The organism is Nocardia sp. NPDC023733, from assembly GCF_040639775.1.
Lineage (GTDB): Bacteria > Actinomycetota > Actinomycetes > Mycobacteriales > Mycobacteriaceae > Nocardia > Nocardia rosealba.
On the sequence record NZ_JBFAAN010000001.1, the window covers coordinates 904,795 to 918,836 of the forward strand.

General features: G+C 68.4%; 13 protein-coding genes. 9 read left to right on the top strand and 4 right to left on the bottom strand.

The features are described 5' to 3' along the window. Nucleotides 1-18 precede the first annotated feature (18 nt). The 9 genes from AB0F86_RS04130 to AB0F86_RS04170 all read left to right on the top strand — a co-directional run bounded on the left by AB0F86_RS04130 (nucleotide 19) and on the right by AB0F86_RS04170 (nucleotide 9,904). Nucleotides 19-1,014 carry a fatty acid desaturase gene (locus AB0F86_RS04130; protein ID WP_356981883.1) on the top strand — a complete coding sequence of 332 codons (996 nt, stop codon included), beginning with the start codon at nucleotides 19-21 and terminating at the stop codon, nucleotides 1,012-1,014. Further along, nucleotides 1,005-1,802: an NnrU family protein gene (locus tag AB0F86_RS04135; RefSeq protein ID WP_225282341.1), complete on the top strand. Its 798-nt coding sequence runs from the start codon at nucleotides 1,005-1,007 to the stop codon at nucleotides 1,800-1,802. Before AB0F86_RS04130 ends, AB0F86_RS04135 begins: the two co-directional genes overlap by 10 nt. Before the next feature lie 81 nt (nucleotides 1,803-1,883). Further along, nucleotides 1,884-2,891, top strand: a complete 1,008-nt coding sequence (gene mvk, locus AB0F86_RS04140) for a mevalonate kinase (RefSeq protein ID WP_356981885.1) — start codon at nucleotides 1,884-1,886, stop codon at nucleotides 2,889-2,891. Continuing rightward, on the top strand, nucleotides 2,888-3,913 hold the full coding sequence (gene mvaD, locus AB0F86_RS04145; protein ID WP_356981887.1) for a diphosphomevalonate decarboxylase: 1,026 nt from the start codon (nucleotides 2,888-2,890) through the stop codon (nucleotides 3,911-3,913). Before mvk ends, mvaD begins: the two co-directional genes overlap by 4 nt. Then, nucleotides 3,910-5,112: a phosphomevalonate kinase gene (locus tag AB0F86_RS04150; protein WP_356981889.1), complete on the top strand. Its 1,203-nt coding sequence runs from the start codon at nucleotides 3,910-3,912 to the stop codon at nucleotides 5,110-5,112. The genes mvaD and AB0F86_RS04150 overlap by 4 nt, the downstream gene beginning before the upstream one ends. Next, nucleotides 5,109-6,206, top strand: a complete 1,098-nt coding sequence (gene fni, locus AB0F86_RS04155; RefSeq protein WP_181699105.1) for a type 2 isopentenyl-diphosphate Delta-isomerase — start codon at nucleotides 5,109-5,111, stop codon at nucleotides 6,204-6,206. The genes AB0F86_RS04150 and fni overlap by 4 nt, the downstream gene beginning before the upstream one ends. Further along, on the top strand, nucleotides 6,199-7,257 hold the full coding sequence (locus AB0F86_RS04160) for a hydroxymethylglutaryl-CoA reductase (protein WP_220139540.1): 1,059 nt from the start codon (nucleotides 6,199-6,201) through the stop codon (nucleotides 7,255-7,257). The genes fni and AB0F86_RS04160 overlap by 8 nt, the downstream gene beginning before the upstream one ends. Further along, nucleotides 7,254-8,426 (top strand): hydroxymethylglutaryl-CoA synthase, encoded by a 1,173-nt coding sequence (locus AB0F86_RS04165; protein WP_356981892.1) that lies wholly within the window; start codon nucleotides 7,254-7,256, stop codon nucleotides 8,424-8,426. Before AB0F86_RS04160 ends, AB0F86_RS04165 begins: the two co-directional genes overlap by 4 nt. Then, nucleotides 8,423-9,904: an NAD(P)/FAD-dependent oxidoreductase gene (locus AB0F86_RS04170; RefSeq protein WP_357171628.1), complete on the top strand. Its 1,482-nt coding sequence runs from the start codon at nucleotides 8,423-8,425 to the stop codon at nucleotides 9,902-9,904. The genes AB0F86_RS04165 and AB0F86_RS04170 overlap by 4 nt, the downstream gene beginning before the upstream one ends. Nucleotides 9,905-10,271: 367 nt before the next feature. On the opposite strand, the gene AB0F86_RS04175 is transcribed toward AB0F86_RS04170, so the two are convergent. From AB0F86_RS04175 to AB0F86_RS04190, 4 genes are read right to left on the bottom strand one after another with little or no spacing between them, the layout of a single operon-like run. Continuing rightward, complete coding sequence (locus AB0F86_RS04175) at nucleotides 10,272-12,626, bottom strand: SpoIIE family protein phosphatase (protein WP_181699099.1); 2,355 nt, start codon at nucleotides 12,624-12,626, stop codon at nucleotides 10,272-10,274. A gap of 10 nt (nucleotides 12,627-12,636) precedes the next feature. Continuing rightward, nucleotides 12,637-13,260, bottom strand: coding sequence for a SpoIIE family protein phosphatase (locus AB0F86_RS04180; protein ID WP_181699097.1), 624 nt, complete (start codon nucleotides 13,258-13,260; stop codon nucleotides 12,637-12,639). After that, nucleotides 13,253-13,678: an ATP-binding protein gene (locus AB0F86_RS04185; protein ID WP_067492040.1), complete on the bottom strand. Its 426-nt coding sequence runs from the start codon at nucleotides 13,676-13,678 to the stop codon at nucleotides 13,253-13,255. The genes AB0F86_RS04180 and AB0F86_RS04185 overlap by 8 nt, the downstream gene beginning before the upstream one ends. Further along, the gene (locus AB0F86_RS04190; protein ID WP_067492042.1) at nucleotides 13,656-14,039 is read right to left on the bottom strand and encodes an STAS domain-containing protein; all 384 of its coding nucleotides are present in this window, start codon (nucleotides 14,037-14,039) and stop codon (nucleotides 13,656-13,658) included. Before AB0F86_RS04190 ends, AB0F86_RS04185 begins: the two co-directional genes overlap by 23 nt. Nucleotides 14,040-14,042 lie beyond the last annotated feature (3 nt).

Sequence of the window (14,042 nt, forward strand, 5' to 3'; positions counted from 1 at the left end):
TAGCGAAGGAGCTCGCCCATGAGCACCCCAACGCCCGTCGCGCCTACCGAGAAACCGCCGTTCAGCCGGCGGGTCCTCAAACTCGAACACGCCTCCAATGTCGGTCCGCTCGTGCACATCGCACTGTGGATGGGGATGACCGCGGCCGCCCTGTTCGTCCCCGCCGCGGGCAACTGGTACATCGCGATCCCGCTCATCATCGTGCTGTCGCTGCTCAACCTCTCGCTCACCATCGGCGTGATGCACATGCACACCCATCGCCCGCTGTTCGTGTCGAAGCTGCCCAACCGGGTGGTCGACATCCTGTGCTGCCTGCCGGGCAACCTGACCGCCGCCGAGATGCGCGAGGTGCACGTCCTCAACCATCACCGGTTCAACGACGGCCCGGGTGACGTCACCGCAACCACCGGAATGGAAAAGGGTCTCGGCGCCGTCTGGTACTGGATCCGCTACGGAACCATCGTCAAGATCCACACCGTGCGCACGGTGTTCGCCGCCAACCCGGCGCCGCGGCGCCGCCGCACCCGCCACCAGTTCATCTTCGACCTGGCGGTCTACTTCCTGGTCATGGGCGCGGTCTGGTACGCGGCGGGCACCGAACGGTTCGTGCTGTTCTACTGGGTGCCGTTCCTCATCACCCAGGTCAACGCCGGCTACTTCGCCTGGCTGAGCCACGCGCCGGCGCGCCAGTTCGAGGACGAACCGAGCACCTCGCTCAACAACGCGGGCAACATCCTCAACTTCCTCATCTTCAACCAGGGCTACCACAGCGTGCACCACCGCTACCCCGGTATCCACTGGAGCCAGATCCCCGACAAGCTCGACTACATGCGTGATGTCAACCCCGGCGTCATCGTGCCGTACTGGATGGTCGCGCAGTCGGGCTGGCGCCTGGTCGTGCCCGGTGGCTTCCTCAACGAGCGCTACGGCAACAAGTGGAAGGCGCGCCTCGAGCAGCGTCTGGAATCGGGCACCGTCCGCAACCGCTACCTGCCGTGGTTCGCATGGATCTGATGACACCCCAGCAGGCGCGGGGCGTGCTGAGCACGCCCGGTCGGCTCGTCCCGTTCCTGTTCTCCTTCGCCGTGTACGCCTTCGCGGGCGTCACGGTGCCGCTGATGCTGTTGTTCGCCGGTGGCTGGTTCCTGCCCAAGACCGTCGACAAGGGACCGCACCTGTCCGCGGTGCCCGCCGTCGCGATCGACCTGGTGCTGCTGGCCCTGTTCGCCCTGCAGCACTCGGGCATGGCCCGGCCCGCCTTCAAGGCCTTCATCACCCGCTGGGTGCCCGAAGCGCTCGAGCGGACGGTCTACATCATCGGCGTCTGCCTGGTGATGTGGGTCATCATGCTGGCCTGGCAGCCCATACCACACGTACTCTGGTCTGCTGAAGGTGCGGTGGGTATCGCGCTCGATATCGGGTTCTGGATCGGGTTCGTGCTGGTCTACGCGGCGACTCTGCTGCTGAACCATTTCCATCTGCTCGGTATCAGCCAGGCCTACCGGCAGTACGTGATCCAGGTGCCGGATGCCACCGTCGACCGGTTGCAGGTCAACGGTGTGTACCGGCTGGTGCGGCATCCGCTGATGACCGGGCTGCTCGTGTCGTTCTGGTTCGCCAGGGAGTTCACGGTCGGCCACCTGGTGTGGGCGCTGGGTCTGACCGGGTACATCCTGCTCGGTACCTACCTGGAGGAGCGTGACCTGATCGCCCGCTTCGGTGCGTCCTATCGCGCCTATGCCGCACAGGTGCCCGCGTTCTTCCCGTCCGTGCGCAGTATTCTCGGCCGATCGACTCGGTAAGCGCGAGGCCGACCGCCCGGCGTCGTTCCGGTAGGAAGGATGTCGGGCGGTGAACCTGCCCGAGTTGGGAGAGGAATCGATGTGACCACGAAAACGGGCATGGTCGTAGGGATCGGGCGCGCCCACGCCAAAGCGATCCTGCTGGGCGAACACACGGTCGTGCACGGCACGCCCGCGATCGCGTTCCCCCTGCCCGCCCTGCCGGTGCGCGCCCTGGCGCGCCCGGCCGAACCCGGCACCGGGTCGCAGGTTCCGGCCGACGGGCACTTCCGTTTCGTCGTCGGCGGAACCGACACCGCCCTGTCGGGTCCACGGGTCGCGGCCGAGGAAGCGTTGCGGCGGTGGGGAATCACCGATACTACCGTCGAAGTCGTTGTGGAGTGCGGGATTCCGCTGGCTCGTGGGCTCGGTTCCAGCGCCGCGTGCGCGGGTGCCGCGGTGCGCGCGGTCGCGGATCTGCACGGGCTCGTCGTCGAACCCGGCGAACTGTACGACCTCGTGCAATGTGGCGAACAGGTCGCGCACGGGCGGGCCAGTGGCATCGATGCCAGTGCCGTCCTGGCGAACGGTCCGATCCGGTTCCATCAGGGCCGGGCCGAGCCGATGCCGATCGGGCTCGATGCCGCGCTCGTCATCGCCGACACCGGCGTGCCCGGCTCCACCCAGCACGCGGTCACCGGCGTGCGGCGCAGGCTCGCCGAGGATCCGGTGCGGGCAGGGTCGCTGCTCGAGCGCGCCTCGGGCCTGATCGAGGCCGCGGGCGACGAGCTGTCGGCCGGTGCGGCGGAAGCTCTCGGCAAGACCATGCTCGATTTCCAGGAACTGCTCGCCGAGCTGGGCGTGAGCACACCGCACATCGACACTCTCGTCACCGCCGCGCTCGGTGCGGGTGCCCACGGCGCCAAGCTCACCGGCGCCGGTCTCGGCGGCTGTGTGCTCGCTCTCACCGAGCCCGCCTCGGCGCCCGGGGTGAGTGCCGCGCTGCGCCGCGCGGGTGCCGTGCGAACCTGGACGGTGCCGACTCGCGCCATGCGGGCCGGCGCCACGCCCCTGTCCGCCACGACTTCGGAACCCGGTACCCACCAATGACTTCGACCTCCGCCACCGGCGAGGCCACCGCGCTCGCCTATCCGAACATCGCCCTCGTGAAGTACTGGGGCAAGCGCGACGAAACGATGTTCCTGCCCGTCACGAGCAGCCTGTCGATGACGCTCGACATCTTCGCGACCACCACCACCGTGCGCGTCACCGACGGGCCGGTCGACGAGATCGAGTTCAACGGCGCCGCTGCCACCGGGTCCGCGCACACCCGTATCGAACGTTTCCTCGACCTCGTGCGGGCCGAGGCGGGCCGTACCGAGCGCGCCACCGTGGTCACGGTCAACGACGGCCCGACCGGGGCGGGGCTGGCCTCCTCGGCGAGTGGTTTCGCCGCGCTGGCCACGGCCGCGGCCACCGCCTACGGTCTGGACCTGGACGGGCGCGCGCTGTCGCGGCTGGCCCGGCGTGGGTCCGGGTCGGCGTCGCGCTCGATCTTCGGCGGTTTCGTGGTGTGGCACGCGGGCGAGGGCGACGGCGAGGCGGGCGATCTGAGTTCCTATGCCGAGCCGATCGGCGGCGACGAACTCGACCCCGCCCTGGTCGTCGCGGTCGTGAACCAGACCGCCAAAACGGTGTCGAGCCGCGACGCCATGCGGGCGACCACCCAGACCTCCCCCTTTTACCGGCCGTGGGCCGAGTCGTCGATGCTCGACTTCGAGGAGATGCGCCGCGCCGTCGCCCGCGGTGACCTCGCCGCCATCGGCGAGATCGCCGAACGCAACGCACTCGGCATGCACGCCACCATGCTCACGGCCCGCCCCGGCATCCGCTACCTCTCGCCGCACTCGCTCGCGGTGCTCGACGCCGTGCAGGCCCTGCGCGCCGACGGTGTGCTCGCCTACGCGACCATCGACGCGGGCCCCAATGTGAAGGTGCTGTGCACCCGCGCCGACGCCGCCCGGGTGGCCGCGACCGTGGAGAGCCTCGGCGATTTCGTCAGCACCCGCACCGCGCACATCGGTCCCGGCGCCACGCTGCTCCGGGACACCGCGCAGGTCGGGGTCTCATGATCGCCTGTCGCGCCCCGGGCAAACTGTTCGTCGCGGGGGAGTACGCCGTCGTCGAACCGGGTCACCGGGCCGTGCTGGTCGCCGTCGACCGCTACGCCACCGCCACCGTGAGCCCCGCTGACGGCGACACCGTCCTCGGGTCCGACCTCGACGGTGGCACTACGCTCGTCTGCCGCCGGGCAGCCGATGCCGCGGTCGTCGACCCGACCGCCGACCCCGGTGCGAGCCTCCCGCCGGACCCGGTCGCCGCGAATCCCGTTGCCACGGATCTCGCGCTCGCCACCGGGGTGGTGCCTACAGAGGGCCCGGGTCGGCTGGTCGCCGCGACCGGTTCGGTTCCGGCCACGTTCTCCTACCTTTTCGCCGCGGCATCGGTGGTCGACAGGCTGATCGTCGAACGGGGAATCACCCCGCGCCCTTACCGTTTGGCCGTCACCGCCGATCTGGGCGACGCCGACGGCCGCAAGTTCGGGCTCGGTTCCAGTGCCGCGGTGACCGTCGCGGCGGTGGCCGCGCTCGGCGAGTTCTACGACCTCGGCCTGAGCCTGATGGATCGCTACCGGCTCGCCATGCTCGCCACCGTCGAGGTCAACCCCCGCGCCTCCGGCGGTGACGTCGCCGCGAGCACCTGGGGCGGTTGGATCGCCTACAGCTCACCGGATCGCGCGCGGATCGCCCGGTCCGCCGAGACCGAGGGCGTCGACGCGGCCCTTCGCCTGCCGTGGCCGGGTCTTTCGGTGCGCCCCTTGCCCACTCCGACCACCCTCGACCTGCACGTCGGCTGGACCGGCACCCCCGCCTCCACCCCCGCGCTGGTCGCCGGGCTCGGCGCACCCTTGGACCGCGCCGAGTTCCTGGTACACAGCAATGCCTGCGTCGAACGCCTCGCCGCCGCCGTCGACACCGACGACCCCACCGCCATCCGCACCGAAATCAACTGTGCGCGTGAACTTCTACTCGGCCTCGACGCGGCAGAGGGACTCGGCATCATGACCGAGCGTCTCGCCGCGCTGTGCCGGGCGGCGGCCGAAACCGGTGCCGCCGCGAAACCCTCGGGTGCGGGCGGCGGCGACTGCGGCATCGCGCTGCTCGAGACCGGCCGCGCCGCCGAGGCCGCCGCACTGACCGATCGCTGGGAAGCCGCCGGAATCCGCAAGCTGCCCTTGCGGATCCACCCGTCCGAAGGAGTTCGCGCATGATCGCCGACCGCAAGGACGACCACGTTCGCCACGCGGTGAACCATCGCCGCAACCACAGCGGCGGCAACGATTTCGACTCCGTCGCCTTCGTGCACCACGCCCTGGCGGGTATCGACTCGACCGATGTGCGGCTCGGCGTCGATTTCGCCGGAAAGCACTGGAACTCACCGCTCTACGTGAACGCGATGACCGGTGGCAGCACCAACACCGGCGAGATCAACCGGCAGCTGGCGGTCGCGGCCCGCGAGACCGGAGTTCCCATCGCGTCGGGGTCGATGAGCGCCTACTTCCGCGACCCCGCCGTCGCCGGCACCTTCCGGGTGCTGCGCGAGGAGAACCCCCATGGATTCGTCCTGGCCAATGTGAACGCCAATGCCACCCTCGACCAGGTGCACAGCGCGATCGACCTGCTCGAGGCCGACGCACTGCAGATCCACGTGAACTCGGTGCAGGAAGTCGTGATGCCCGAGGGCGACCGCGCCTTCGCCGGGTGGCCGCGCCGGATCGAGGAGATCGTCGCGGGCGTGCCGGTGCCGGTGATCGTCAAAGAGGTCGGGTTCGGCCTCAGCAGGCAGACCGTCACCTGGCTGCGCGAGGCCGGGGTGGCCGTGGCCGACGTGGGCGGACGCGGCGGAACCAATTTCGCGCGCATCGAGAACGACCGGCGCGCGGGCGCCGACTTCGCCTTCATCGAACAGTGGGGTCAGTCGACGGCCGCGTGCCTGCTCGACTGCACCGGTATCACCGGCATCGACATCTCCGCCTCCGGCGGCATCCGCTCACCCCTGGACATGGCCCGCGCCCTGGCACTCGGCGCCAAGGCGACCGGCGTGGCGGGAGCGTTTCTGGAAACGCTCGTCGATCACGGCACCGAGGCCCTCGTCGCCAAGATCACCACCTGGCTCGATCAGCTGCGCAACATCATGACCGTCCTCGGCGCGACCACTCCGGCCGAGCTCACCGGTCGCGATGTGCTCGTCACCGGCGACTTGGCCGGCTTCTGTGCGCTGCGCGGCATCGATGTGGCCTGTCTCGCCCACCGGAGTCCCTGGTGGCGCGAATCGAACCTCCGAGAAGGAGTCATCCATGAATGACATGTCGTACGCGGCTGTCCCGATGCAGTGGGTCGGTCCGCTGCGGATCACCGGCAATGTCGTCGACGACTCCGTCGATGTGCCGCTGGCCACCTACGAGACCCCGCTGTGGCCCTCGGTCGGGCGCGGTGCGCGGATCAGCACCCTCACCGAGAAAGGCATCGTCGCCACCCTCATCGACGAGCGGATGACCCGGTCGATCCTGCTGGAAGCCGACGACGCCTACACCGCCTACACCACCGTCCAGCAGCTCGCGGCCCGCATGCCCGAGCTGCAGGAGGTCGTCTCGGGCAGCAGCCGCTTCGCCCGGCTCATCGACCTGAACCATCAGATCGCGGGCAACCTGCTGTTCCTGCGTTTCGAGTTCACCACCGGCGACGCCTCCGGCCACAACATGGCCACGCTGGCCAGCGACCACCTGATGGACCACATCCTGTCGACCATGCCCGGTGTGCGCTACGGCTCCATCTCGGGCAACTACTGCACCGACAAGAAGGCCACCGCCGTCAACGGCATCCTCGGTCGCGGCAAGAACGTCGTCACCGAGCTGCTGATCCCGCGCGAGGTCGTCGAGGCGCGGCTGCACACCACCGCCGCCAAGGTGGTCGAGCTCAATATCCGCAAGAATCTGATCGGCACCCTGCTCGCGGGCGGAATCCGTTCCGCCAACGCGCATTACGCGAACATGCTGCTGGCCTACTACCTGGCCACCGGTCAGGACGCCGCCAATATCGTCGAGGGCTCCCAGGGCGTCACCCACGCCGAGGACCGCGACGGTGATCTGTACTTCTCGTGCACCCTGCCCAACCTGATCGTCGGTACGGTCGGTAACGGCAAGCACGCCAGTTTCGTCGAGGACAACCTGGTGCGCCTCGGCTGCCGGGCCGAACGCGAGCCCGGTGAGAACGCGCGCCGCCTCGCCGTGATCGGTGCGGCCACCGTGCTGTGCGGTGAGCTGTCGCTGATGGCCGCGCAGACCAATCGCGGTGAATTGATGCGTGCCCATACCCAATTCGAGCGGTCAACCACGAGCAACGGGACACAACGATGACCACAACGCCGGTCGGTATCCACGACCTTTCGTTCGCCACCACCCACTACGCCCTCGATCACGCCGTCCTCGCCGAGCGACTCGGGGTGGATCGCGACAAGTTCTACCTCGGCATCGGCCAGGAACGCATGAGCGTGGCCGCCGCCGACGAGGACATCGTCACCATCGCCGCCGCGGCCGCCCAGCCGATCCTGGAACGGCACGGCACCGACAACATCCGCACCGTGCTGCTGGCCACCGAGACCGGTGTCGACCAGTCCAAAGCCGCTGCCCTGTACCTGCATTCGCTGATCGGGCTGCCCAACGCGGCGCGGGTGGTCGAGCTCAAGCAGGCCTGCTACGGCGGCACCGCCGGGCTGGCCTTCGCCGCGGGCCTGATCGCGCGTGACCCGTCGCAGCGGGTGCTGGTGATCGCCGCCGACATCGCCAAGTACGAACTCGACACCCCGGGTGAGCCGACCCAGGGCGCGGCGGCGGTCGCGATGCTGGTCACCGCGAACCCGGCCATCCTCGCGCTCGACCCGATCTCGGGGCTCTACAGCGCCGACATCATGGATTTCTGGCGCCCGAACTACCGTTCCGAGGCCATCGTCGACGGTAAGACCTCGGTGAACGCCTACCAGAAGGCCGCCCAGGAGGCGTGGAGTGACTACCGCCGCCAGGGCGGGCGCGAGCTCGGCGAGTTCGCCGCGTTCTGCTACCACCAGCCCTTCACCAAGATGGCCTACAAGGCGCACCGGCACCTGCTCGAGAGCCAGGGCCACACCGCCGAGGCCGCCGATCTCGAGGCCGTCATCGGCGCTACCACCACCTACAACCGCACCGTCGGCAACAGCTACACCGCCTCGCTGTACCTCGGCCTGGCCTCGCTGCTCGACCACGCGGACGACCTCACCGGCAAGGCCCTGGCGATGATCAGCTACGGCTCCGGCAGTGTGGCCGAGTTCTTCAGCGGCACAGTGCAACCCGGCTACCGCGCGCACCTGCGCACCGAGGCCAACCAGGCCGCGATCAGCTCGCGCGAGATGCTCGACTACGACCACTACCGTGCCCTGCACGAAGCGGTGCTGCCCACCGACGGCGCCTACCACGCCATGGCCGAGGAAACCCGGCGCCCGTTCCGGTTGGCCGCGATGTCGGGTCACAAACGCATCTACGAAGCTCGGTGACCGTGGCCGATCCGGACATACGGCACGCCAGGATCATCATTGTCGGAAGCGGGCTGTCGGGCGTGGGCGCGGCGGTCCGGTTGAGTCAGCAGGGGCACACCGATTTCCTCGTGCTCGAACGTGGGCCCGATGTCGGTGGCACGTGGCGGGTGAACACCTACCCGGGTGCCGGGTGTGATGTGCCCTCGCAGTTGTATTCGTATTCGTTCGCGCTGAACCCGAATTGGACGAGGTCGTTCTCTCCGCAGGCCGAGATCGAACGCTACATCCGGGACGTGTCGGAGCGTTTCGGGGTGCGGGACAAGCACATCTTCGATTGCGAGATGACGGCGGCGCGCTGGAACGACACAGATGGCCGATGGGAGATCCACACCAGCCGTGGGCAATTCACCGCCGATGTGATCGTGTCGGCGGCCGGTGTGCTCGCGGAGCCGAATCTTCCCGATATCAAGGGGATGTCGAGTTTCGAGGGGGAGATCTTCCATTCGGCGCGGTGGGATCACGAGTCGACCCTCGCGGGCAAGCGGGTGGCGGTGATCGGTACGGGATCGTCTGCGGTGCAGATCATTCCGTCGATCGCCCCGGAGGTGGCGAGCCTGGATGTGTATCAGCGCACGGCCACCTGGGTGATGCCGCATCTGGGTCGTCGCTATACGGCGGTCGAGCGATTCGCGTTCCGGCGGATTCCCGGCTTCCAGCGGCTGGTCCGGGCGATGATCTACCTGCTGCGCGAGATCTTCGTCGTCTTCCAGGCCAAGTATCCGCGTGCGGCGGTGCTGCTGGAGTTGGTGGGCCGGGTCAAGATGTTCCTCGAGATCCGGGATCCGCAGGTGCGCCGAAAGGTGGTGCCGACGCATCGTCTCGGCTGTAAACGGATGTTGGTGTCCAACCGTTTCTATCCGGCGCTCGACCGCGACAATGTGGACCTGGTGACGGATTCGATCGCGGAGGTGCGGGCGAATTCGATCGTCACCGAGGACGGCACCGAACGCGAAGTCGATGCGATTGTGCTGTGCACGGGTTTCCAGGTATCGGATTCCCCGACCTACAACCTGTATGTCGGCCGCGACGGGCGTACCCTGTCGGAAATCGGTGAGGCGGAAGGGTATCGCAACTACAAGGGCACGACGGTCGCGAACTTTCCCAATCTGTTCTTCATGCTCGGTGCCAATTCCGGGCTGAATTACACCTCGCTGATCTACATCATGGAATCTCAGTTCCGGTACCTGATCTCGGCACTGGAAACCATGGAGCAGCGAGGCCTGCGCACCGTCGAAGTCCGTAAGGACGCCGAGGAAGAATACAACCGCGGAATCCAGCGCAAGATGGCGAAAACGGTGTGGGCCACCGGTGGGTGCCGCAGCTGGTTTCTCGACAGCACGGGCAACAACGCGGTGCTGTGGCCGGATTTCAGTTTCCGTTACCGCAGGCAGATGCGCGTTTTCGACATCGAGGCGTATCAGACGACCACGAACTGAACCCGTCGATTCCGGAGCTGTCGTCGGCTCCGGAATCGACGGTTTACTCACGGATCGTTGTTCAGATGATCGACCCGAGGATCTTCAAAATACTGTCGATCAGATCGCCAACTGCTGCAGACATCAGTTTCTCCTTCGAGATAGGGATCGTCTCGCAAAATTGCACGGCGATGACACCGACAGCGTCGGTGTCATCAGGGTTGTGCAGCTCATCGAATCAGCGAGATGATCGCTGGATATCCGGATGCACACCTGGCTCGGTGTGGGAGTGCGGTATCACCGTAGCAACGGAGTTTGACTCCGACAAGCAACGGGTAGACGTGTCAACACGGATTTTCCTGTCCCCTGCCGCATTTGCTGACAGTTGTCAGGACGAGCTCAGCGACGACATTCCCGGCGGGCGCGTCGAGGCGCGCAGTGGATTCGCGGTCGGGAAGGTGATCGAGGGCAGCGTCACCCACATACGCACCCGGGTGCCCTTTTCGTCGTGGGTGAATTCGAGGTCCTCGGTGAGTACCCGCATCATCTCCACACCACGGCCTCGATAGCCGGGGTCGGTGGGGGTGGGCACCCAGCGGCCGGTGTCGGTGACCTCGATGACCACCCGGTCGCCCTCGCAGGTGGCGGTGAGGACGACACGGCCGGGTTCGGTGTCGCGGTAGGCATGTTCGACGCTGTTGCTACACGCCTCGTTGGCGGCGGCGACGAGGTCGGCGGCCAGGTCGTGCGGCACGGCGGCGGTGGCGAACCAGCGGTAGAGCGTGCGCCGCAGGCCGGTCAATTCGACTGCGGCGGCGGGAATGTCGACGTGCAGCGGTTCCGGTGGCTGACGGTAGACGACCATCGCCACGTCGTCGTCGTAGCCCGCGGGCGGGCACAGTCGTGACAGCACCGCGTCGGCCACATCGCGGGGGAGCGCGCCGCCGGTTTCGCTGAGGACGTCCGCGATCTTCACGAAGCCCTCCTCGATGTCGTAGCCGCGCTGTTCCACCAGTCCGTCGGTGAACAGCACCAGCGAGGAGCCCGCGGGCAGCGCGGTGGTCGCCTCGGGGCGGCGCGGGGTGTCGAAGGTGGCCAGCGGGACCGCCCGGCCGCCCTCGAGGATCCGGCCGGGCCCACCGGGTGCGGCCAGGATCGGCGGCATGTGGCCGGCGTTGGAGTAGCGAACCACGCCGCGCTCGGGGTCGAGCACGGCGGCGCACACCGTGGTGCACATGGCGCCGGGAATCCGTGCGGCGACCGCGTCGAGCTCGGCGAGCAGCTGGGCGGGTCCGGCACCGCGTAGCAGCAGAGCCCGTGCGGCGGTGCGCAATTGGCCCATCACCACCGCCGCGGACAGTCCTCGGCCGACGCAGTCGCCGACGACCACACCGATGGTGCCGTCGCGCAGCGGGACCACGTCGTACCAGTCACCACCGATCTCGAGCGGCGGCAGGGCGGGTTCGTAGTGCACCGAGAATCGCGGCGGCAGTTCGATCGGGCCGAGCATGGCACGCTGCAGGGTGAGCGAGGTGGCGCGCGCCTGGTCGAAGTTGCGGGCACGCTGCAACGCGACACTGAGATGGCCGACCAGCAGCGAATACAGCGCCCAGTCGGCGGCACTCACCGCGCGGGGTGCGCCGAAGCGTACCCACAGCGCCGCGTCACCGGTCTCGCCGAGCGGTGCGACGACGGCGTCCACACCACCCTCGTCGCCGGTGATGGCCGACAGGCCGCGCGCGGACTGTCTGCGCGCCCGGTCGAGCAGTTCGTTGGTCTGCTCGTCGAGCACCACCGGAGCCTCACCGCGCGAACTCGGCTGCTGCACCGGCGTCGCGACGAATCTGCTGTTGGCGGAGACGAATTCGGGTTCCGGTGGCGCCTGGGCGGCGGTGGGGGACTCGCCACAGGAGTAGAGGTCGGGGCGGCCGGTGCGGCTCGGCCACACCGCCACGAGTGCCGTGCGCGCGCCCATCGTCCGCCGCAATTCGTCGAGCCCCACGGCGAGGACCTCCACCATGCTGGTGGCCGCGCCGACCGCGGTCGCCAGTCGCGAGGCCGCCTGATCGCGGGCCTGCGCGTCGTGCTCGGCGGTGACGTCGCGCACCGTGCCGACGAAGATCCGCTCGTTGTTCTCCTGCTTCACCAGCGAACTCGCGCTCACTGCCAGCCAGCGTTCGCGGCCGTCGCGGTGACACACCGGCATCACGAAACGTGAAGCCTCCGTACCGATCTGGGGATAGCCCTTGCGATCGGTGAGGGCCCACGGATGCGGCAGCGCGAACGGCACCTCCTCGGGCCCGTACCCGGTGAGCACCCCGAACGCCGAGTTCACCTCGACGATGGTCCCGTGCTCGTCGGCGACGAAGAACCCGTCCTGCAGCGACTCGACCAGCGCGGTGCGGAACGCGTCGCGACCCGCGAGGTCCTCGGCGCGTGAACGCTGTTGCTCGTAGCGCTTGGTGCCGTCGAGGTAGCCGCGGGTGGCGATGTCGAGCGCGGCCATCGTCTGCAGCAGGAATTCCAGCGCCACCTCCGCCCCGCGCGAATACGCCTCGCTGCCCGCGAGTTCGGCGACGGTGCGGAAGTGGTGCTCGGTGAGATCGAGCAAACTGATGCCCTCGACGAGGGCGCGCCTGCCGAGGTCGTAGCCTTCGCTCAGGCCTGTCTGGCCCGGCGCGGCGACGTGGCGGCGCAGGGCAGCCGAATAGTCGTCGAGGAACGCGGCCAGGACAGCACTCATCGGCACCCTCTCATGATCCTGCTCCCCGGAAGCGGGCCGCCAGGACCAGCGCGTCGTCGGTGTCCTTGGCGTCGCGGGCGAGCAGGTCGCCCGCGATGGCGGCCGCGGGCCTGGCCAGGTCGATCTTGTCGGCGTCGGCGGTGACGAGACCGTCGGTGGCCATCAACAGCAGGTCACCCTGTTTGATCGGCAGGGTCTGCGGCTGTAGATGCGCGGGCAGCCGGTAGCCGACGATGCCACCGGTGAGCAGCATGGTCGCCCGCAGCTCCGGGCCCGCCGGACCGAGCGTGAGCAGCCGCGACTCCACATTGCCCACGCCGATCCATTGCAGGGTGTCGCCCGGCCCGATAAGAGCCAACGACATTGCGGCGCCGCGGGTTTCGGCCATCGCCCGATGGCACAGCACCATCAGCACATCCAGTGGTTCGCCGCGGTTCTCCGACAGTACGAGGGTGGCGCGATCGGCCGCGTCCGCGGCCGCGGCGCCGTGGCCGAGACCGTCGAGCACGCCGAAGAGCACGCCGCCGTCGCCGGTGTCGAGGACGACGCCACGGTCACCGGAGACATCCTGGCCGGGTAGTGCCCGGCCGGCCGTCGACCATTCCGTGCGGCCGGTGATCCCGTCTTCATGCACCGTCGGGTACCCACTTCCACATTTCGATCAACGTCCCTCGGCCGGGGGCGGAATCGATGGTGATGCCGTCCATCAGCCTGCGTGCGCCCGGCAGGCCGAGACCGAGGCCGCGACCGGTGGAGTATCCGTCCTCGAGCGCGCGCGGGATGTCCCGGATGCCGGGACCCTGGTCCTCGGCTTGGACCACGAGGCTCTGGCGGCCGTCGCGGATGTCGACGAGCAGGCGGATCTCGCCACTGCCCGCGTAACTGGTGATGTTGCGGGCGATCTCGGAGATGGCGGTGGAGATCATGGTGCGGTCGGTGAGGGTGAAGCCGAGGTGAGCCGCCAGCTCGTGCCCGGCCTGGCGTGCGGTCACGATGTCCTCGGACACCTTGACTGCGATCGCGACCTGCTCAGCGGCCACTGTCACGACCATCTCGTCGGCTGCGCGGGTGACGGTTCAGCCAGGCGAGACCTTCTTCGAGGTCGAGGGCCGTCTGCATGTCCTCGAAGGTGAGCCCGAGCTGAACCATCGCGAACGCGACCTCGGGCTGTAGACCGACGATCACCGTTTCCGCGCCGCGCAGCTGGGTCATGTGGGCGATGGTGCGCAGCGAACGGGCGGCGAAGGAGTCCATCACGTCGATGGCCGTGACGTCGACGATGATGCCGGTCGCGCGATAGCGGCTGACCTGCGTCATGAGATCGTCCTGCAGCCGCTCGGTGTCGGCGTCGGTCAGCGCCGACTGGACCGAGGCGATCAGGAATGTGCCCTGTTTCAGGATGGGTACCGGCATGGC